Source organism: Cohnella sp., from assembly GCF_041640265.1.
Classification (GTDB): domain Bacteria; phylum Bacillota; class Bacilli; order Paenibacillales; family Paenibacillaceae; genus Cohnella.
The window spans coordinates 20994-41598 of sequence record NZ_JBEQAP010000050.1 but is presented as its reverse complement, the minus strand read 5'-3'; the positions used below and the strand labels follow the sequence as shown (position 1 = coordinate 41598).

Sequence of the window (20605 nt, the reverse complement as noted above, 5' to 3'; positions counted from 1 at the left end):
CGCTTTGTTTGCTGTGCACTTTTTTTTGCTTTCACCAAAAAAACAAACGGCACAGGACTTTACCCATGCCGTTTCGGATTTCATTTTTATTCCTGTTCTTGTCTTTGAGCTAAACTAAATGACATTGGCCGTGTGGCAGCCCTTCTTGTTTTTATCGGACAATTTGTCTTGAGATTCTTTATATCGAAGGCTTTTTTATTTGTAATGAATGGTTCGGAAGTCGCCCGGGGTCATGCCTTCCATCTCCATGAAGATTTTATTGAAATAACTTACGCTGGGGTAGCCGGAGTTGATAGCGATCTCTTTGATTTGAGTACTTTGATCGCCTAGCAACAATTGCTTGCTCTTTTGGATCCGGCATTTCGTAATATAAGTGAGGGGTGTCATTTTCGTTACCTTTTTGAACAGACTGCAGAAATAATTCGGCGTTAGGTTCGCTTTGTCCGCCCACTCATCAAGGATGAATGGCAGATGAGCGTCCTCTTGCATAATCGGAAGCAGATGAATGATTCGGTCAACGTTGTGCGTACCCCTTTTATTGGAAAAAGGTATGGCATTGCACATAAATTCAACGATCACAGCATAGGTCAAGGCGGAAATTTTGGCAGGTCGCAAAAAATTGTTTACTTCTACTTCATCAAGCAGCTCCAGCCAGGCCTTCTCGAGCGGTCCGTTCTCATTCATATACCAGAGGGACGTTTCGTGAAAACCTCTCTCCAGCATAAAGTTCGCCAAGGCGTTTCCGTTAAATTGCATCCAGAAAATCTCCCAGCGATCGTCTTCCGATGTGTAGTAGCGCATTCTTTGAAACGGCGTATGAAGGAAGACATCTCCTTGTTTTAAGGCATAGACGGTCCCGTTCAATTCTAGATATCCCTTGCCGCCTACCACGAAATGCAAGCTGAAATCTCTTACCCCTGATTCGCGATTGACATTATGTTCAAGGGGCGTGGTGTTTTTCCCGATCGAATGCGGAAAACAAAAAAAGTTATATTCGTCGAAGGCAGGCAACATATATTTGCGGTACATCGAACCACTCCCATATTATTTGGTTATAATCACATTCATATCCGTGTCAACTAAATCGATTATATAGGAAAATAAGCCGGATAGGGAGTCATTTAAACGTAATTTTATTATATAGAATATAATATTATGTTATTTTCCTAGTAAAAACATTGCTTTATACTTATGGAAGGTAATAATATTATTTCATTTGAGGGGTTTGACGAAACATGTCCATCAAGAAATTACAAGACGCCGAGCATGCATCCATGATGAAAAGCAGTGTTCGACTGAACGGCCGGGATGGCGTAGAGGCACAGTGGTTGAACTTGAGCGATGAGGATATGGAATGGTGGCGGGATGCCAAGCTCGGCTTTTTCTTCCATTGGGGACTTTACTCTATCCTAGGGCGTGGTGAATGGGCCATGTTCAACGAGAAAATTTCCGTAGAAGAATATGCGAAGCTGGCCGAACAGTTCAAACCGCAAAAATGGAACCCCGAGCAATGGGCTAGCCTGGCCAAAGAAGCCGGTATTCGGTATTCGGTTATGGTAACCCGGCATCATGACGGCTTTGCGCTATGGGACAGCCCGGGCAGCTATGGATGATTCGACAGCATGCATGCCGCTGCGAAATACGATTTTGTTAAAGGTTATACGGATGCCTTTCGCAAGGCTGGACTCCGGATCGGTCTGTATTATTCGCCAATGGATTGGCGGTTTCCCGGCTACTTCAAGCCAAAGAAGCTGGCAGACAATGCGGCGTTGATGAAAAAGCAAGGCTATGAGCAAATTCGGGAGCTGACCACGCGGTATGGGACGATCGATATTCTCTGGTACGACGGAAGCTGGCTTGCTCATTCAGGATCAGACGCCGATGCGGCATGGTTCTGGGAGCCGGTAAGGTTAAACGAGATGGTAAGGAGCAATCAGCCGAAATGCGTAATCAATCCGCGATCCGGCTGGGTCGGCGATTTTCAATGCGACGAAGGCCCGCACGACATTACCGGGAACATCATTCCCATCGATTGGGAGAAATGTTTCACCATCTCGTTTCATTGGTCCTATGATTCGCAGGAACGGGTCATGCCGCTCGAGAATATCATCAAAATCATGATCGATAGTTTTGTCCGCGGCGTCAATGTGCTGCTCAACGTTGCTCCCAATCCGGAAGGGGAAATACCCGCAAGCCAAGTAGAGCGTTTAAAGCAAATCGGCGCCTTCATGAAGAAAACCGGCGAAGCCATTTACGGAACCCGAGGGGGGCCGCTCGAGCCGGTAGACCATATTTATGGTATGACCTGCAAGGGAAATCATCTCTATTTGCATGTACAGAATATGCCAGCTTTTGAAAACATGTCTTTACCGGTGCTTTCACAGAAAATCCTACTTTGCCAATTGCTGGACGGCAGCGCGGTTCCTTTCGAACAAAATGAGCAAGGGATTTCCATCAAAGTTCCTAAAGAAAATTGGGAGCCGCATGATACCGTCATCAAGCTGGTTGTGGAAAAGGGAGGCTGAAACGGGAAATGTCTGTTGAAGTTGAATATTTCGTATACCTGTTCGTCTACTTTGCCGGCTATTTCCTCTTAACTAAAGGGACGCAAACACGAATTTGTGCTTGCGTCCCTTTAGTTATTGTCTGTGGAATTTTAGATCTTAGTTTGCAGACGTATGACATTCCAGGATGCTTGGGCTAATACGGCCTTGATGCGCCCATTGTCTATAGAGGTTTTGCCTCCTGAATGTGGTACGACGTTAAACGGGTTGGCTTTGGTATTAACCGCTTTTAGGTCTGCGTTCTCCAGAACGATATGCTCCAGCAATTTGACATCGCCAAAGCTTCGGATGTCGACGTCCATCTCCATGTGATCGCTCAGATGTCGATTGACAGCGAATATCGTAATATGGCCCTGCTCTTCATTATATACACTGATAGCTTCTAGATAGGGAACGTCCGTGAAATCCTTGGTATCGTGTTTCGGTGAAGAAATGATAGGATGAAGCACGGTGCCTCTGCCGTATATCGAAGCATGAAGGAAAGGATAGTAAGTTGTTTGCAGCCAAAGAGGACCGCCATTTTCCGTCATGATAGGTGCGATGACATTAATAAGTTGTGCGATGCAAGCCATTTTGACGCGATCAGCATGTTTGAGTAGTGTGATGAGGAAGCAACCGACGGCCAACGCGTCTTCATGCGTATAAACGTCTTCGAATTCTGGCGGGGCGATCTGCCAGCGCTCTTCTGCGCGGCTGGACCCAATCGAATTCCATACATTCCATTCATCCAATGAGAGCATGATCTTCTTCTTGCTGCGTTTTTTTGCTTTCACATAGTCGCAAATCGACGCTACGCTTCCGATGAACTGATCCATATCAAGCGAGCGGGCTAGGAAGTTCGCAGTATCGTTGCTGTTGTTATTGTAATACGTATGCAAGGATAAATAGTCAACATGATCATAAGTCAGATCAAGTACGGTTGCTTCCCATTCCGCAAATGTATTCATGCCGCTTGATGAGCTCCCACATGCCACCAGCTCAATTGAAGGATCGACCCAGCGCATGGCTTTAGCGGTCTCATTAGCCAAGCGTCCGTATTCGACGGCTGTTTTGGCGCCTATCTGCCAAGGACCATCCATCTCGTTTCCTAGGCACCAGGTTTTAAAGCGGTGAGGTTCCTTGTAGCCGTGTGAGATGCGCAAATCGCTCCAGTAGGAGCCGGAAGGATGGTTGCAATATTCGACGAGGTCTCTTGCCGCATCGATACCACGAGTGCCGAGATTAACAGCCATCATTACTTCCGATCCAACCAACTTGGCCCAATCGGCGAATTCATTGGTACCCACTTCGTTCGTCTCAGTCGTCCACCATGCAAGCTCTAACAGTCGTTTCCGTTTGTTCTTAGGTCCAACGCCGTCCTCCCAATTGTAACCTGAAACGAAATTTCCGCCTGGATATCGAATGATAGGAATTTGCAATGCACGGATAGCTTCGATTGCATCGTGTCGGAATCCTTTCTCGTCTGCAGTCGGGTGGCCCGGCTCGTAGATGCCGCCATAGACTGCGCGTCCCAAGTGCTCGATAAAAGATCCATAGAGACGGGGATCGACGGGGGAGATGGCAAAATCTTTGTCAATAAGCAGGGTCGATTGAAGTGACATAGTTAATTATCCTCCTAAGTTACGTTTACAATTAGTTAAATGGTGAATTCAAAACTGTTGATATCTCATTTAATTTGTATCATAATGTAATTCTAGTTACAACATTAAGATTAAGAATTCGCTAAAATGCTAATTCTAAAGGGTGATTATATGTATCTCAGGACAGATTCAGCTTCACTTAAGGTTTACGAGGCATTGGCGAGCGAGGTTCGACTGCAAATAATAGATAAACTATTCATGAAGGAGATGCATATTAAGGAGTTAGCATCCAAACTGTTTCTCAGCAGCGCGATTGTCAGTAGTCATGTCAGCAAGCTCCAGCAAGCGGGGCTGGTTGGTAGTCGAATGAAGCGGGTTAACGGAGGTACATACAAGTATTGCTTCGTGAACACGGAATATATGCAAATAAAGCTGTCACCTGATATTAGGGCAACGATCAACTTCAAAGAGGTGATCTTGCCAGTCGGTCATTATACGGATTATAAGGTATGGCCGACATGTGGAATCGCCACAACGAATCGTGTGATCGGGGATTATGATAATCCGATCTATTTTATGGATCCGGAAAGAGTTAACGCCGGCATTCTCTGGTTTTCAAGAGGCTTCGTAGAATATAAAGTACCTAATTATTTGTTTAAGGATCAAGTTTTGAGAGAGATTGAAATCTCGATGGAAATCGGATCCGAAGCTCCAAATGTGAATGAGAATTGGCCTTCTGATATACGTTTTTCTCTCAATGACCAGCTGCTTGGAGTATGGACAAGCCCAGGAGATTTTGGCAAGACACAAGGCAGGCTGACACCAGAATGGTGGCATACGGACGTCAATCAATATGGATTAATGAAAGTTCTAAGGGTAAACGCGAGTGGTACATTCATGGACGGGCAGCGGATTTCAGACGTACGAATCTATGATGTGCAAGCGGACGAGAAGAACTGGACTCTCCGGATAAGCGCAGACGATGCAGAACGGGGTAGAGGCGGGTTAACGCTTTTTGGCAAAGGGTTTGGTAATTATGATCAGGATATTGTAATCAGAAGCTTCTATGATTGAGATGAAGAAACTGTCCGCTGTTAAAGGGTTTTATAAAAAAGCCACAGCGAGCGATGCTTCTCGGGCTGTGGCTTTTTTGGCGAATCCGCGCTTATTTCAGCACCGCCGTTATATGCTCGGTCGTGATCGACCAATGCGAGGCAGTCCAGTACTTCTCTTTATTATTGACGTAGATGATTTGCGGTGATTCATGCTTGACACCAAGATCTTCGGCGATTTGGTTCGATACCGGACGGGATTCGATTATCTTCACGAGGCTATAATCGACATCGCTATTCGGGTTGTCTTGCAAATAATGATTATATTCTACCATAGCGTTGGAACTAACCTTGCAAGTCGTGCTATGCTTCAGAATCACTTGTCCGCGCACGGTGGAACGTTCCAACACGGTGTTCCATTCTTCAAGCGTCGTGATTTCTTTCCAATTCATTTGAATCATTCCTCTCCTAATTAAGTGAACATGCTCCAGTGCTTCAAGATATTTCTCGTATTCTCCTTACTTGGTGAACCTACGACTCTGCCAATCGTCCTGACTCCTGGCGCCGCCGACTCATGAATACCAAGGACAATGCAATTACCGTGAAGATAATCCCAAGCACTTGCAATCCCCCGCCGCTGAACTCATCTCCCATTACGATACCTATCAACAATGAAGAGAGAATGGTTCCTAGGTATCTTGATGTATTAAATAGTCCGGATGCTACACCGATAATTTCTTTTGGAGAACTTTTGAACAAGGCCGCTTGCATCCCAACATTGTTCAATCCGTTGCTAATACCGAATGCAGCTAAAGCCAAACAGACACTGATAACCGGTGAAGTTTGATTCAATGTCACGAGCCAAACTGACCCAAATGTCATCAGAATTCCGGACGCGAGTAATGCCGGCCTGGGTCCTGATTTATCGATCCATCGTCCTGCTATTGGAGAAACAAGGAGCGAGCACAAACCTAAGCTTAGCATGAGAATCCCTGTATGGAATTCGCTGACATGACGTACCATTTGCAAGTAGGACGGAAGCCCGAAAAAGAGCGAGTAAAAAAGTACGTTAACGAGCATGAATTCGACATTGACCCTAGTCATCGCAGGATATTTGGCGAATGTGCGCAAAGGAATAAAGGGTGACGTCGCTTTTAACTCATATCGTACGAAAGCCGCAAGCAGCACAAGGCCTATTAGCCCGACAATGACATGCTGAGCGGAGACATGCCAAGATGATTTTGCTGACAGTAAGGAGGCGAGCAGGGCAACCAGACCCACTGTAAAGAGCAGTATCCCAGACGCATCAATCAAATCAAACCATTTACGAAAGGACATATTGCGTGCGATGTATGTTGGCGGTTCGTCCTTAGGAATAGTCCTCCAAGCTAATAGAAAGCTCGCCGCCACGAACGGAATATTGACGAAAAAGATTGCAGGCCAATCCCACCAGTGAATCAAGACCCCGCCAATAAAGGGCCCAATTGCTGCCGCACCTGATAGGAATATGGACATAACTGACAGCGCAGTCACTTGTCTCTCCGTTATATGAATTCGCACAATGGCCATTCCAACTGCAACCATCATGCTAGTTCCGATGGCTTGCACAATGCGGAACACGATGAGCCAACCAAAGTTTGGTGATAGTGGGGCTAATAATGATGCAACGAAGGCTACAACAAGCCCGGTAAGAAATATCTTCTTGCGACCGAATAAATCACTGGCCTTTCCCATGACAGGTTGAGCGACGCTACTAGCAATGTAGAAAGAAAAAATAATCCAGGAAACACCTGTAAAGTCAAGGTGGTACGCATTTTGCAGCCTTGCAAGAGCAACAGCAATCATCGAAGAATTTAATGGATTCAATAGCACCCCCAATCCAACGGAAATCAACAACCACCTGCTGCGAACATTCATTTTTGTCCCCCCTAAAGTGTATTGATGTCATCTTACTTGAAATCGATTATTCATTCCAACGCATTTTATGTTATGATTTCATTAACTCGAGGGAATGAGTGGAGGGTGCTAAATGGAACTTCTTCAACTGCAATATTTTCTCACGGTAGCTCGATTGGAACATGTGACCGAAGCTGCACGAATTCTGCACGTTACTCAATCGTCTCTAAGCAAAACGATTCAACGCTTGGAGGAGGATCTAGGGGTCCCTCTATTCGATCGAATAGGGAGGAAGCTGCGATTGAATGAGTTCGGAAACAGATTCCTTCACCGTGTAGAAAGAGCTTTATTTGAATTGGAACAGGGGAAGCAGGAGATTAGCGATTTGTCCGGTCCGGAACATGGCACACTCGAATTGGCGGTGACCACCGCAAGCACGTTACCAAATATCCTTCGAGAGTTTCGGAAAAAGCGGCCATATATCCAATTTCATGTGCAAATGCGGACCACGCAGGAAATGGTTACGCTTCTTCATAGAGGAGAGGTCGATCTCTGCTTGTCCTCACCTCCAATACAGGGGGATGACATTGAATGTCAAACCGTGTTCATCGACCCAATCCTTGTAGCTGTTCCAAATGGACATCGACTGGCAGACCGAGGTAGCGTATCCTTAACAGAACTAAGGGATGAATGGTTTGTCGGTGTGAAGAGAGGCTACGGTACTCGAGATTTAGTGGACTCTGAATGTAAATCGGTTGGATTTGTACCTAAATATGTGTATGAGGGGGATGAACCCGCAAGGCTAAGCACTCTTGTGGAAGCCGAAATTGGCATAGCCTTCATACCTAGCACGGCGAGGAATTCACGGGAACAAATTAAATATCTCCAAGTAGAGAATCATGAATTGGTACGGGAAATAGCTTTATTATGGCACAGGAGTCGGTACATTTCGCGGGCTGCTCTGGAATTCCGTGAGGTTGTCGTGGAATATTTCGGAGCGTTGTCCAAACAGACAATTTAACGACATACGCCAGAAGTCTCCTTCCTCAACGAAGTAGGTGGGGGATGTCCAGACACCCAACAAAACTGAGTCATGATCATAAAGCTTCGGCATTATCTCGCTGAGGCTTTTTAACATGTTGAGTTAAAAAATTTAACGGTTATACTTTAGCACTTGCTGCCGTTATTCCGCTTGCCGACTGGATGACGGACAAATTCGGAGCTAAACGCATTTTTATAATCACCATCGTTTTATTTACGATCAGTTCAGCGCCTGTGCAGCCGCCCAGACTATTGAGCAGCTCATCATCTTCCGTATCATTCTGCAAATTAGGAGCGCCTTTTCCTTATGCGCCAGAGTTGCTTAAAAGAACAATCGGGCTACCAGTCAATGTTAACAGGAAGGGTTGTCTTGTGACAGTCCTTTGCTCTGCTAAAAAGCCAGATAGTTTGAATCTAAAAACAAATTCGAAATTATGGTTCATTTCTGCGTCTTCGTGTTGACACCTTCTCTCGTTGTAACTATAATGATTACAACAAGAAGGCCTCAAAATTCAAAAGGAGAAAGAAGGTTTCTGATATGGAGGTTGAAGTTTGGTCTGATTTTGCATGCCCCTTCTGTTACATCGGAAAACAACAGCTAGAAACGGCGCTTGAGCAATTTGCGCAAAAAGACGATGTGAAGGTCGTTTACCGAAGCTTCGAGCTCGATCCACAAGCTCAAAGGGATGTTGATCATGATGTACATGACATGCTGGTCGCCAAGTATGGCATGAGCCGAGAGCAAGCGATTGCGATGAACGAGAATCTAGGCAGCAAAGCGAAGGAAGTCGGGCTTTCGTTCCAATTTGACACTTTGATTTTGACGAACACATTCGATGCCCATAGGTTGGCGCAATACGCGGCCAAGCAGGATAAAGCGAATCCGATGGCGCAGGAGCTGTTTCGGGCATACTTTACTGACTCCCGGCATCTAAGTGATCATGAAACGTTGGCTGAATTGGCAGTTCAGGCCGGGTTGGATCGCGATGAATCGCTCAAGGTGCTTGCCGGTACCGATTATTCCGCCGAAGTGCGCGCGGATGAAGATGAAGCAAGTCGGCTTGGCATCAGAGGCGTGCCGTACTTCGTTATTGACCGCAAATACGCCGTATCGGGGGCACAGCCTAGCGACAAGTTTCTCAATGCTTTACGGACGGCGTGGAATGAAAAAAGGTCAACATGAACATAAGAATATCAAATCATGAAGAAGTCTTGAATTTCAGTTGGTTGAGATTCAAGGCTTTTTATTTTTTATGTAGGGACATTTGTGTCATATGAAAATGCACAAATGTCCCTACATTGTCGTCTAAATATAGATTTTAGGACTTGTAGATTTTACGATATTCCGTCGGAGTTTTTCCAACAATCTTCTTAAAAACGCCATTGAATGAATCAATGTCGTGGTAACCTACGAACTCGGCAATGCTGCTAACTTTGTGCTCGGAAATACGTAGAAACTCGCAGCTCTTTTGAACACGCAGATTTTGCAGAAATGAACCAAAGGATTGGCCGGTTTGACGATGAAACATACGTTGCAGGTGCCTAATACTCCACTTTGACATCTGAGCTAGATCAGATAATGTGATTGTCTCTGCAAGATTTCGTTCCAGATATTGAATAACTTGAGTGAAGTCGGCAAATTGCGTTGCTGTTTTTCCCGCTTCCGTATGTTTCTGTCGGTATACAGTTACGATTAGCTGACTCAACAATGTATGCAGCATCGTTGTAGAACCTATTCTCGGAACGGATATTTCACGGTAAAGCATTTGCATTAAACTTTCAATTGAACCGTCCCGATCGAAGATGGAGTAATACGACAAGGTGCTGGTTTCAAGCTCAGTCAGATGTTCTCGAATTGGCTGGTCCTGCAGAATAACTATTAATTGTTCGACCATATGGGAATCGAACAGGCAATTATAGACAATAAGAGGGTCACTAATAGAATCAGGAGAAGTAGGACGGAACACATGAGAAATCCCTACAGGAATTGCAAACAGCTGTCCTTTACTCACAGGAATCGTTTCATTTTCAATATGGTGAAATCCTTTTCCTTCAGCAACATAACAAAATTCAATAAAGTCGTGAGCATGAAAAGGAACGATAAAATCTTCCGTATAGCGATTGACCAATAAATGAAGATTACTCTCTAAAAAAACTTCACCCTTGAACAACTGAGTCGGCTTGTTCATAGGAGACCCTCCCCTTTGAAGAGATTGGCGTGATTGCAAGGATAATTAGTCCATTTCAGCGGGTGTTATCCCAAGCTTCACAGCTATAATTATATTGTGATAACAAGATTTATTCTATTCTAGTTTAGAAAGGAAGTAGTTGAATGTTCGCTATTATTAAGCTTCGGTGCGAGTACAAGGAAAATCCAATAGGAATTGATGTAAATGTTCCTAGAATTAGTTGGCAGTTGCTTTCAAACGAAAGAGATTGTGTACAGACTGCTTATCAAATACAAATTTCGAAAGACACTTTATTTCATACATTACTGTGGGATTCCACAAGAATTGAGTCTTCGCAGTCTATTCATATTGAATTGGACGAGCTGCAACTAGTGGCTAAGCAACGCTATCATTATCGTATTAAGGCATGGGATAGTAAAGGAACGTGTTCGGATTGGTCTGAGCCAGCATTTTTTGAAACGGGGCTCTTAGATGCAAATCTATGGCAAGCAGACTGGATCAGTGCGCCAATCGCACAATTTCCTCAAGACTCTGAAATATGTCCACAGCTTCGCACTTTTTTTGAAGTAACCGGTCAAATTTCATCCGCAAGAGTTTATGTGACAGCACTTGGTTTGTACGAGCTGCAGCTGAACGGGATTCGAGTAAGTGGACATTACTTTACACCAGGCTGGACCAGTTATGGGAAAAGGCTGCAGTATCAAACTTATGATGTTACTGATCTACTAGAAGAGGGTACAAACGCACTTGGTGCTTTGCTTGGAAACGGTTGGTATAAAGGCTATCTTGGCTGGCAGAACCATAAGGAAATGTACGGATCGAGAACAGCGCTGCTTTTGGAGCTTCATATCAGCTATCAAGATGGTTCTGAAGTGAGCATCGTTTCCAATCCGGATTGGCAGGCAGCGGAAAGTGCAATTCGGATGTCAGATATTTATATGGGTGAGACCTATGATGCCCGGCTTGAGAAGGATTGGACCTATCCTTCAGATGATGGCTGGTATCAAGTAGAAAAGATTAACCATTCGAAGGCCATTATTGTCGCTCAAGAAAATGTTCCAGTGACCAAAGTCGAGAAATTGAAGCCTGTTGCCCTATTAATAACGCCGCAAGGTGATCGAGTTCTGGATATGGGACAGAACATGGTGGGATGGTTGAATTTCAACGTGCAAGGCGAGTCCGGACAAACCGTACAATTGGAGCATGCGGAAGTGTTGGATAAGGAAGGGAATTTTTACCGAGAAAACATACGCCGAGCCAAACAGCAAATTAGATATACGTTAAAAGGCGGAGAACCGGAAACCTATGAGCCTCATTTCACCTTTCAAGGCTTTCAATATGTGAAGCTTACAGGATTTTCGGCCACTGCCCGTTTGGAGGATTTCACTGGCATTGTTCTGCATTCAAATATGGAGCCTACCGGAAATTTCGAATGCTCCGATTCATTCGTAAATCAGTTGCATCATAATATTCTGTGGGGACAAAAAGGAAATTTCCTCGATGTTCCGACCGATTGTCCGCAGAGGGACGAACGGCTTGGATGGACAGGCGACGCGCAGATGTTTGTTCGCACAGCGTCATATCTAATGAATACAGCCCCATTTTTCACCAAATGGCTCCGGGATTTGAAAGCCGACCAGACGGTTGAGGGCGGTATTCCATTCTATATTCCAAATTTAAAGGAATCTTTCTCTTCAGGCTGGGGGGAAACGAGCCACTCCTCCGCTGCTTGGGGTGATGCGGCTGCGATCTGCCCTTGGACGATTTACGAAATGTATGGTGACAAGAGGTTACTTGAAGAGCAATACGATAGCATGAAAAATTGGGTTTCTTACATTTATGGACAAGGAAGCAACCCGTATCTGTGGAATACAGGATTTCACTTCGGAGACTGGCTTGCACTCGATTCTAAGCCAGATAGCTATATTGGAGCTACAGACCGCGATTATATCGCAACCGCATTCTACGCCTATTCAGTTTCGCTCACATTGAAAGCCGCTCAGGCACTTGATCGAACAGAGGATATACAATATTTTCTTGATTTGCATGAGAAAATTGTTAAAGAGTTTCATAACGAATTTGTTACACCTTCAGGTCGGATATCTGTCCCAACCCAAACGGCTCAAATATTGGCTTTGCGTTTTGGTCTTTTAGAAGGAGTTGCTAAAGAACGAGCGATTAGAAAGCTTACGGATCTACTGGCTGAAGCAGGCGACCATTTAACTACCGGCTTCGTTGGTACGCCTTATTTAAATCCGGTGCTCAGCGAGACGGGAAATAATGAGCTTGCCTATCGGTTACTCTTCCAGAAAGACTATCCATCTTGGCTATATCAGGTGACGAAGGGCGCTACGACGATTTGGGAGCACTGGGATGGAATTAAGGAGGACGGCAGCTTCTGGAGTGCCGACATGAACTCTTATAATCATTATGCTTACGGTGCTATTGGAGAGTGGCTATACCGCCATGTCGCTGGTATTGGACCTGACGAATCAGAGCCAGGATTCAAAGTCATTCACATTACACCTCAACCGGGTCAAGGGTTAGATTGGGCAGGAGCAAGCCTTGAGACGATGTATGGTAAAGTCAATTCATCTTGGAAGAGGTTAGACGGCGGAATTATGGAAATTGATGTTACGATTCCCGCGAATGCTTCAGGTGTTGTGATTCTACCTGGAGCTAGAAAACAAGGATTGATCGAGAGCGGTCAAGCGGCTGAGAAGGTAACTGGAATCCACGGTATTCAGTCTGTTGAGAATGGAGTACGGGTTGTTCTGGGATCAGGGGTTTATTGTTTTACGTATTCCTCATAAATAAAAGCTGTGTTCCAGACCATTGTTGCTTAAACTCCGATGGTGGTGGGTTCTAGTGAATAACTTGCAAAAAAAGTGAAGGTTTAACTAACTAGCTAGCTTGATACATTAGATGTATTCCATACAGTTAATTATTGGGTTACTAGGTTTGAGATGATTCACAACTGCAGAATATACATCTATTTCGGATGTTTTCGGATGAATGGGCCAATTTCGGTTCGAATAGATGTAGGAAATGCAGTTAACTACCCGAAGATGAGCTAGTATCAAACAATTAGATGCACTTTTTTACAGTTAAAGCTGTGTCATCGTGCACCGCTGGCTAACGTATGCAGAATATTTCATAGAGGGTACGTAAGCAACAACCTTCCTGAACAGAGCCTAAATAAATAATTATAGCTCTCCTGGTCGCTAAGGCGGTTCAGGGGGGCATTTCACTCTTTTGCCTTACTTTGCTGCCAACCTATGTGCTGTCCGTTGTCGTTTATATTTGGGGCACTGAGTTTACTCTTATACAACCTGGGGGAACATTAATGCTAGTATTCATGAAGTACCATCAGTGGAATACAATTAGGCCTTTTGTTCGTTTCGCCCATCGATATCTCCTTCGTAGAATTGAAGGCATCACGCCTGAGGCATTCAGAGAAATGCACAAGAGGGTATTATGAAACATTGGCAATCGTGGAATCTTAAGACGAAGCTTGTCATAAGCTTTTCCTTTTTATTCGCGTTTTCTTTTATCTGCAGTGGAGTGTTCTATTACTATAGCAGCGTTAACGAACTGAAGAATCAATCGTTGCAATTGTTAGGAAGCAACAGCGCTCAGATCTCGCGTTCGCTCGAGCTATACACGGAAGACCTGGAGAAGCTTAGCTTATCCGTTTTTAACGATCCGATTATCCAGAAGGCGGTAGGGCAGGACGAGAAAATGACCGTGGTAGAACAGGCGAATCTTGCTCAACAAGTGACATCCCATCTTCTGAATTTGACGGTATCTTGGCCGGCCGTTCAAGGGATCTATCTGTACTCCGAAAAGCAAAAAGAGCTTACGTATTTTTGGTCAAAGAGAAGTCCGCCTGTCGGCTATTCCATCGAACAAGAGCCATGGTATCCATATAGCGATGCCGGTGCGAGGACGCCATTTATACTTTGGCCGACGATGAAAGAAAACACGATTACGAATTTCCTGGGAGAGCAAGTATTCTCGCTCGTTCGTCCGATTAACCAATTAAATACGGGCAAACGCATCGGATACATGAAAATCGATATCCATTCCGACGTGTTTAATAACTTGGTTTCCTTCCAAGAAAACGAGAGTTCGCTAAACTCCATGCTCTATGTACTAACCGACAAGGATCAAGTGGTGTACGACCATCAAGATAAGCTGACAGGCGGAAAGCTCGCCGATATGTCTGTATCGCACCTGACTCGTCACGGTTCCTTGGGTGCTATCGACCAGCAGGGACGGCAATACCTGTATGGCGTTTATCGATCGGACTATACGCAATGGACGGCGCTGATCCTAACGCCGATGGATGCCATTACGAAGCAGTTAAAAGTGATTCGCAACACCGTCATGGGGATCGAAGCAGTCGTGTTGGTTCTTATTTTCGTTTTTGCCTGGTTTATCGCTACGGGAGTGACGCGCCCGCTGAGCAAAATGATCGTAACGATGAGGCACGTCGAGCGCGGGGACTTTACCGTTCGTGCGGAGCAGTCGGGCAACCGCAACGAAATCGGCTTGCTCAGCAAAGTATTCAATCAGATGCTGGATAGCTTGCAAGATATGATCGCCAAAGTGTATGTAGCGGAAATTCGTGAGAAGGACGCGCGATTGGTTGCGTTGCAGGCTCAGATCAATCCCCATTTCTTGTTCAATACGTTGACGATACTTAAATCTCTCGGAAGAAAAGGCGCGTCCGAGGACGTCGTGGAGGTCACGGAGTCGCTCGCCCATTTGTTCCGCTATAGCTTGTACGATTGGAATAGAACGGTCGAGCTGCGAGAAGAGTTACACCTGATAGAAAGCTACATTAAAATCCAGAAGTATCGCTTTCAGGATCGATTCGTGTTTGAACAAGATATTCCAGAAGACCTGCTAGATGCCCAAGTTCTTCGATTAATGATTCAGCCGCTTGTCGAGAATGCGGTCGTCCATGGCTTGGAGAAACGGAAATCGGGCGGCATCGTTTCCGTTCGTGTGAGTGCTAGCGGCGACACACTTGATATCACGGTAACAGACAATGGCGTAGGCATGGACGCGAAAATTCAGGAAAAGCTTTCACGTCGCATCGACGATGGAGCCATGCGTGGAGCCGATACGGATGAGGAGCACATGGGAATCGCGCTAGTCAACATTCAGCAGAGGCTGCGCTTGGTATACGGAAGCGAGTATGGATTGACATTCAGGAACGGGGCCTTGGAAGGAACAATCGTCATGCTGAAGCTGCCCCTTCGACTGGACGGAAAGGAAGAACGCCATGAAGGTCATGCTGATTGAGGACGAATCGCTTGCGATGGACGAACTCAGGCATCTGATGAAGCCTTATGAGGACAAGCACGAGATCGTCGGTTTCGATAATGGAGAAGATGCTCTCGCCCACGCTCTCAGATGGGTACCCGACATCGTCATTTCGGATATCCGCATGCCGGGCTTGGACGGGCTGGAAGTCATTCGAAGGCTGATCGAACAATATCCCCGCTTGCAAGCGGTCATGCTTAGCGGCTACAACGATTTCGAATACGCTCGCAGCGCTCTGAAGCTGGGCGCCAAAGAGTATCTCCTGAAGCCGGTTCCCGCCCCCGAACTCTATGCCGCTATGGATAGAATGGTCGAGGCTGCGCGAAGGGAAGAAAAGAAAAGCCGTCAGGAACGAAATTGGACGTTATCTATGAAGGTTCGCGGTTTGAACGGTGCCGGCGAAGAAGCGGAAGGACGGCAAGAACCTATTGGGGATTGGATAATGATCTCCGTCTTGCTGGACAATTGGAATAGCCCGATTATTTGGCCGCAGAACGAGACTTCCGCGGTCATGGTCGCTGAATGGCTCCGAACTGAGATTCATCCTGGAGCAGACTGCTTCGACATGGACGAACACTTGAGAATGATTTTGATTCCCGCGGTCGAAACGGACCGCGAGAGCGGTATTCGGCAAAAAGCGAATCGGATTCACGATTTTATTCGCCGTTCGGCGAACGTCGTCCATACGGCATATCGATTAAAAACCAGCCGAGAATCCATGAAAGAAACTTACGAGCGATGCCTTCAATTACTGGAATCGCAAGTGCGCCTCGGAGAATCGACATTCATGCCGGTCCTCGGGCGGAGCGTTGCAGTTCAACCGTTCTGGGATGGAGCGAGGCGCATCGAGCAGCACGTTCGGGATGCAGAGTATGCCAAAATGCAAATGGAACTGAGACGACTGCTCGACGTACTACGGCGTGAAGGAATCACGTTGAAGCAATCCTCCGTCCTTCTCTCCGACTTGTTTTACGCGTTAAAATTCAAGTTCTCGGATATGCAAAGCGAATTGGAAGCGGTCGATGCCGATTCGATTTACGATTATCTCAAAACATGCCAGGGAGATGAAATGGTTTTGGCATTGTTGACCGAGCGAATGGCAAGCCTAATGGCAGATTCGGAACACGTCCTTCCCAATCCCAAGCAAATTATTCCGCCGCTTCTGGACTATATCCAACAACATTACGGGGAATCGGTTCAATTGAAAGACTTCGCCGCGAAATATCATGTGAGCATCGGTTATTTGTCCAAGCTATTCAAATCCGAAACCGGTGATCATTTTTCCGATTACCTCATTCGAGTTCGAATGAACAAGGCACAGGAGTTGCTTGACACCGGTTACAAGAAAATCACCGAAATCGGTAAATTGGTTGGATACGAAGATCCTAAGCACTTCAGCCAAACGTTCAAACGTTGGATAGGCGTTACTCCTCAACAGTACAAACGGAATGAACAATGATTTCTATTAAAGAGGGATGAGCATGAAGGCAACGAGAAGAACGGGTTCCATCTTATTGATTATCGCTATTGCAGTCGTATTCTGCTCCGGCTGTATAAGGGAAACGGAGAATGACGCTCAGAATAAGGAGCAGACCGGGCCCGATCAGATCATGCTCAAAATGGTACATTGGATCGGGACGGAAGCCGGTCCGGTCGTATCGGAAATAAACGAACGATTTCATCAAGAATATCCCAATATAATGGTCCAAGTGGAATATGCCCCCGTCGATCAATATCAGAACATCATTCGCAGCCGATTCGTCGCCGGCGGAGCTCCCGATCTTCTCGGCGTATTCCCCGGCAAGTGGCAAGAGCCGTTCGCTCAAGCGGGGTTTCTGATGGATTTATCTGGAAGCGATTGGGCGGACAGTCTGCTGCCCGACGCCAGAAAGACTATGACGACGAACGGCAAAATCTATGCGATGCCCGTCAATCGGAACGCTATCGGCGTCTTGTACGACAAGAAGCTTTTCAACGAATTGGGATTAAAGGCTCCGCACACCTGGGATGAGTTTTTATCCCTATGCGAAACAATCAAGCAGAAGGGAGTCGTCCCGATCGCTTTGGGGTTGAAGGATCAATGGGTAACGCAAATCATCCCGTATGCCATGGCACCATCGGCGATTTATCGGGATCGTCCTGGTTTCGATGCGGAGATGTACGCGGGGAAAGCTTCATTCTCCAACTCGCCTTGGACAGAAATGCTCGAAGATTATGCCGGGTTAGAGAAGAAGGGGTACTTTAACGAAGGATTTCTCGGTACGACCTACGATCAGATGGTACAGATGCTTGCAACAGGCAAAGCAGCCATGATGGTGATGGGGAATTGGTCTCTCGGTCCGATTCAATTAACGAATCCCAACGCGAATATTGGAATGTTTCCGCTGCCTTATGGAGACCCGGACAAACCGAATTGGGTATCTTCTGGCGTAAGCATCGGTATTGGAGCATCCAGTGCTACTCCCTATCCGGAAGATGTGAAGAAGTACTTGGCGTACTGGAGTCGTCCCGATATTTATACCTTGTTCCTAGAGAAAACGAAATCGTTTTCCGTTTATAAGGATGTTACGCCCGAACTCGACCCAGCGCAGGCAGAGATCGAACTGGCATTCCAAGCGGGCACGTATCCGTTCCTAGATCAGAATTGGCCTTCAGGCGTACAGGATACTTTGTTCCAAGTACTCCAAAATTTGATGGCTGGCGGAGGAACATACCCGGTCGGTAAGGCGTTAAGCGAGCTAGACAAAGTGTTCGAGGAAGCAAAATCAAGTTATGAATGAGTCCCTTGGCGGTTTCGCGGGGGCTTTTTTTTGTCGACGGCACAATTAGCTAACGAGTATTTGCACCTTATATAGTAGTTATGTTTCACAAATTCAGCGAATTTGCGTTAACGGTCACAATAGCCTCGCGTAATAGTTACTACTTAGGTCTCCCAGATACGAGAGATACCATTCGATAACAACCAAGTGGAACGTGATATCCATATCGTTAAAGTGGAACATAAGGTTTCAGGCGCATTTCGCACAAAAGCTGGAGCAGATGTATTCGCTCGAATAAGCAGCGTTGCTTCCACATGTCTAAACCAAAGCCTCTACATTCTAATTCTGTATGAAATTTCATATATAATAGCTCCCGCTACGACATTCTGCTTCATTCTGTATGAAATTTCATACACAATAGCCCCTGTTACAACATTCTGCTTCATTCTGTATGAAATTTCATACACATTAGTCGTTAATTCCACTTATACTTTCGTTCATAATTCAACAGTAAACGGTAAAAACATAAAGAAAAAGTCTCCGTACCTGGGAGACCTAAGTAGTAACCGCGTCAACGGTCCAATAGCCTCGCGTGACGCGGTTATTTCTAATTAACGGGAATTCTGTTAGTTGATTGTGCCGTCGAAGTTTTTTTGTCGAAAACGAGCCTACCTTTTTTGGAAAACGACCCTGCATTTCTTAAAGTGAAATCCCGTTAAACTGATATTGTAACTGACAAACATATCAGGAGGTCATCAAATGTCATCTAGAAAGAGATTCGTCGGATCCACTATCGCGCTTGTATTATTGCTATCCACCGCATTAGCGGGATGCGGAGGCAATAACGGGAATAACGCCGCAGAGTCTTCCCCAGCGAGCCCAGCCGCGACAAGTTCCCCCATGGCAAGTGGAAGTGCCGAAGCATCGCCGTCTGAAGATGCTGAACCGGTTACGCTCAAGATGCTTCACTTCATGGAAGCGGAAGCAGGTCCAACGCTTAAAGAAATCAACAAGCGTTTCAACGAGAAGTATCCGAATATTACGATCGAATATGAGAACGCTCCCGTCGATCAATATCAGACGTTGATCCGGACACGGTTTGCTTCGGGAGACGCGCCCGATCTTCTAGGCGTATTCCCAGGCACTTGGAAAGAGCCTTTCGTGAAATCGGGCTACTTGATGGATCTATCCGATCGTCCTTGGGTGTCCCGCCTTCAGCAGGGCGCGAAGGACATGGAAAGTATGGACGGCAAAGTCTACGCGCTTCCGCTCGACCAGAACGCAATAGGCGTCATTTACAATAAGAAGATTTTCGAAGATCAAGGCCTTGCCATTCCGCAGAATTGGGAAGAGTTCCTGGCACTTAGCGAGAAGTTGAAAACCGCCGGTATCACTCCGCTTGCGATCGGCAACAAGGATCTGTGGGTCACGCAGATTATCCCTTTCGCAATGGCACCATCGGCGATTTACCGGGATACACCAAACTTCGATCAAGATATGTACGACGGCAAAGCGACTTTCGCCGGATCGGCTTGGACGAAGATGATGGAAGATTACATCTCGTTGAATGATAAAGGGTACTTCAATAAAGGGATCTTAGGTACAAGTTATGATCAATCGGTTCAATTGATGGCGACCGGCAAAGCAGGCATGATGGTCATGGGCAACTGGGCATTGCCAGCTATACTGGCGGTCAACAAGGATGCAGATTTGGGAATGTTCCCCTTGCCGTATGTAGAAGCGGGCAAACCGGTATACGTGGCGTCCGCGATCGCGCTCGGCATCGGCGCAAGCGCGAAGACGGAGCATCCAGAAGAGGTCAAGAAATACATCGACTTCTGGGCGGAGCCTGAGAACAACGAACTGCTGCTCAAACAAGCTCAAGCTTTCCCGGTCTTTACGGACATGAATCCGGATCTCAGCGATACCTTGAAAGAGCTCGTTCCCTACTTGAACGTTGGAACGTACAATTTCCTTGACCAGAAATGGCCGCAAGGCGTTCAAGATACGATGTTTACCGGAATTCAGAACGTATTGGTCGACGGCGGCAAATCGTATTCCATCGATAAAATGCTGAAAGAAATGGATAAAGTATTCACGGAGAAAAAAAGCCAGTAAGAACTCTAGACTAGAAAAACGATGAGGATCAGGTGGAGCCATCCGCCTGGTCTTCACGGAAATAAGAGGGAT

General features: G+C 46.0%; 14 protein-coding genes and 2 pseudogenes. 11 read left to right on the top strand and 5 right to left on the bottom strand.

From position 1 onward, the window contains the following. Positions 1-195: 195 nt before the first annotated feature. A complete protein-coding gene (locus tag ACESLK_RS24620) occupies positions 196-1029 on the bottom strand; it encodes an AraC family transcriptional regulator (protein ID WP_373232370.1) in 834 nt (277 codons plus the stop codon). 206 nt (positions 1030-1235) lie between these two features. Here ACESLK_RS24620 and ACESLK_RS24615 point away from each other — a divergent pair. Beyond that, positions 1236-2525: pseudogene (locus ACESLK_RS24615) on the top strand (alpha-L-fucosidase). A gap of 131 nt (positions 2526-2656) precedes the next feature. Here ACESLK_RS24615 and arfA read toward each other — a convergent pair. Beyond that, positions 2657-4165 carry an arabinosylfuranosidase ArfA gene (arfA, locus tag ACESLK_RS24610; protein WP_373232369.1) on the bottom strand — a complete coding sequence of 503 codons (1509 nt, stop codon included), beginning with the start codon at positions 4163-4165 and terminating at the stop codon, positions 2657-2659. 126 nt (positions 4166-4291) lie between these two features. Here arfA and ACESLK_RS24605 point away from each other — a divergent pair, with 126 nt between their 5' ends. After that, positions 4292-5218, top strand: a complete 927-nt coding sequence (locus ACESLK_RS24605) for an ArsR/SmtB family transcription factor (protein ID WP_373232368.1) — start codon at positions 4292-4294, stop codon at positions 5216-5218. Positions 5219-5309: 91 nt separating this feature from the next. Here ACESLK_RS24605 and ytxJ read toward each other — a convergent pair whose 3' ends face one another. Together ytxJ and ACESLK_RS24595 are read right to left on the bottom strand one after the other, a co-directional pair. Then, positions 5310-5648 (bottom strand): bacillithiol system redox-active protein YtxJ, encoded by a 339-nt coding sequence (gene ytxJ / locus ACESLK_RS24600; RefSeq protein ID WP_373232367.1) that lies wholly within the window; start codon positions 5646-5648, stop codon positions 5310-5312. Positions 5649-5727: 79 nt separating this feature from the next. Next, entirely contained in the window at positions 5728-7113 is a 1386-nt protein-coding gene (locus tag ACESLK_RS24595) for an MFS transporter (RefSeq protein WP_373232366.1), read from the bottom strand. Positions 7114-7225: 112 nt separating this feature from the next. On the opposite strand from ACESLK_RS24595, the gene ACESLK_RS24590 reads away from it, so the two are divergent. The 3 genes and pseudogenes from ACESLK_RS24590 (at position 7226) to ACESLK_RS24580 (ending at position 9316) form a co-directional block, all read left to right on the top strand. After that, positions 7226-8113 carry a LysR family transcriptional regulator gene (locus ACESLK_RS24590; RefSeq protein WP_373232365.1) on the top strand — a complete coding sequence of 296 codons (888 nt, stop codon included), beginning with the start codon at positions 7226-7228 and terminating at the stop codon, positions 8111-8113. Positions 8114-8250: 137 nt separating this feature from the next. After that, positions 8251-8414, top strand: a pseudogene (locus ACESLK_RS24585) (MFS transporter); the annotation flags it as partial. Between the two features lie 257 nt (positions 8415-8671). Continuing rightward, positions 8672-9316: a DsbA family oxidoreductase gene (locus tag ACESLK_RS24580; RefSeq protein WP_373232364.1), complete on the top strand. Its 645-nt coding sequence runs from the start codon at positions 8672-8674 to the stop codon at positions 9314-9316. 136 nt (positions 9317-9452) lie between these two features. Here ACESLK_RS24580 and ACESLK_RS24575 read toward each other — a convergent pair whose 3' ends face one another. Further along, positions 9453-10322 carry a helix-turn-helix domain-containing protein gene (locus tag ACESLK_RS24575; RefSeq protein ID WP_373232363.1) on the bottom strand — a complete coding sequence of 290 codons (870 nt, stop codon included), beginning with the start codon at positions 10320-10322 and terminating at the stop codon, positions 9453-9455. Positions 10323-10465: 143 nt separating this feature from the next. Between ACESLK_RS24575 and ACESLK_RS24570 the strand changes: the two genes are divergently transcribed. The 6 genes from ACESLK_RS24570 (at position 10466) to ACESLK_RS24545 (ending at position 20533) form a co-directional block, all read left to right on the top strand. Further along, positions 10466-13135 (top strand): family 78 glycoside hydrolase catalytic domain, encoded by a 2670-nt coding sequence (locus ACESLK_RS24570; RefSeq protein WP_373232362.1) that lies wholly within the window; start codon positions 10466-10468, stop codon positions 13133-13135. A gap of 664 nt (positions 13136-13799) precedes the next feature. Continuing rightward, a complete protein-coding gene (locus ACESLK_RS24565) occupies positions 13800-15635 on the top strand; it encodes a cache domain-containing sensor histidine kinase (RefSeq protein ID WP_373232361.1) in 1836 nt (611 codons plus the stop codon). Then, positions 15616-17115 (top strand): response regulator transcription factor, encoded by a 1500-nt coding sequence (locus ACESLK_RS24560; protein WP_373232360.1) that lies wholly within the window; start codon positions 15616-15618, stop codon positions 17113-17115. The genes ACESLK_RS24565 and ACESLK_RS24560 overlap by 20 nt, the downstream gene beginning before the upstream one ends. Before the next feature lie 22 nt (positions 17116-17137). Continuing rightward, positions 17138-18436, top strand: coding sequence for an ABC transporter substrate-binding protein (locus tag ACESLK_RS24555; RefSeq protein ID WP_373232359.1), 1299 nt, complete (start codon positions 17138-17140; stop codon positions 18434-18436). Between the two features lie 156 nt (positions 18437-18592). Next, complete coding sequence (locus ACESLK_RS24550; RefSeq protein ID WP_373232371.1) at positions 18593-19030, top strand: IS66 family transposase; 438 nt, start codon at positions 18593-18595, stop codon at positions 19028-19030. Positions 19031-19174: 144 nt separating this feature from the next. After that, positions 19175-20533, top strand: a complete 1359-nt coding sequence (locus ACESLK_RS24545; protein ID WP_373232358.1) for an ABC transporter substrate-binding protein — start codon at positions 19175-19177, stop codon at positions 20531-20533. Positions 20534-20605: the final 72 nt, after the last annotated feature.

Coding starts and splice junctions, on each gene's coding strand:
- ACESLK_RS24620 (WP_373232370.1), bottom strand. CDS start 1,029: ATGTACCGCAAATATATGTTGCCTGCCTTCGACGAATATAACTTTTTT.
- arfA (WP_373232369.1), bottom strand. CDS start 4,165: ATGTCACTTCAATCGACCCTGCTTATTGACAAAGATTTTGCCATCTCC.
- ACESLK_RS24605 (WP_373232368.1), top strand. CDS start 4,292: ATGCTAATTCTAAAGGGTGATTATATGTATCTCAGGACAGATTCAGCT.
- ytxJ (WP_373232367.1), bottom strand. CDS start 5,648: ATGAATTGGAAAGAAATCACGACGCTTGAAGAATGGAACACCGTGTTG.
- ACESLK_RS24595 (WP_373232366.1), bottom strand. CDS start 7,113: ATGAATGTTCGCAGCAGGTGGTTGTTGATTTCCGTTGGATTGGGGGTG.
- ACESLK_RS24590 (WP_373232365.1), top strand. CDS start 7,226: ATGGAACTTCTTCAACTGCAATATTTTCTCACGGTAGCTCGATTGGAA.
- ACESLK_RS24580 (WP_373232364.1), top strand. CDS start 8,672: ATGGAGGTTGAAGTTTGGTCTGATTTTGCATGCCCCTTCTGTTACATC.
- ACESLK_RS24575 (WP_373232363.1), bottom strand. CDS start 10,322: ATGAACAAGCCGACTCAGTTGTTCAAGGGTGAAGTTTTTTTAGAGAGT.
- ACESLK_RS24570 (WP_373232362.1), top strand. CDS start 10,466: ATGTTCGCTATTATTAAGCTTCGGTGCGAGTACAAGGAAAATCCAATA.
- ACESLK_RS24565 (WP_373232361.1), top strand. CDS start 13,800: ATGAAACATTGGCAATCGTGGAATCTTAAGACGAAGCTTGTCATAAGC.
- ACESLK_RS24560 (WP_373232360.1), top strand. CDS start 15,616: ATGAAGGTCATGCTGATTGAGGACGAATCGCTTGCGATGGACGAACTC.
- ACESLK_RS24555 (WP_373232359.1), top strand. CDS start 17,138: ATGAAGGCAACGAGAAGAACGGGTTCCATCTTATTGATTATCGCTATT.
- ACESLK_RS24545 (WP_373232358.1), top strand. CDS start 19,175: ATGTCATCTAGAAAGAGATTCGTCGGATCCACTATCGCGCTTGTATTA.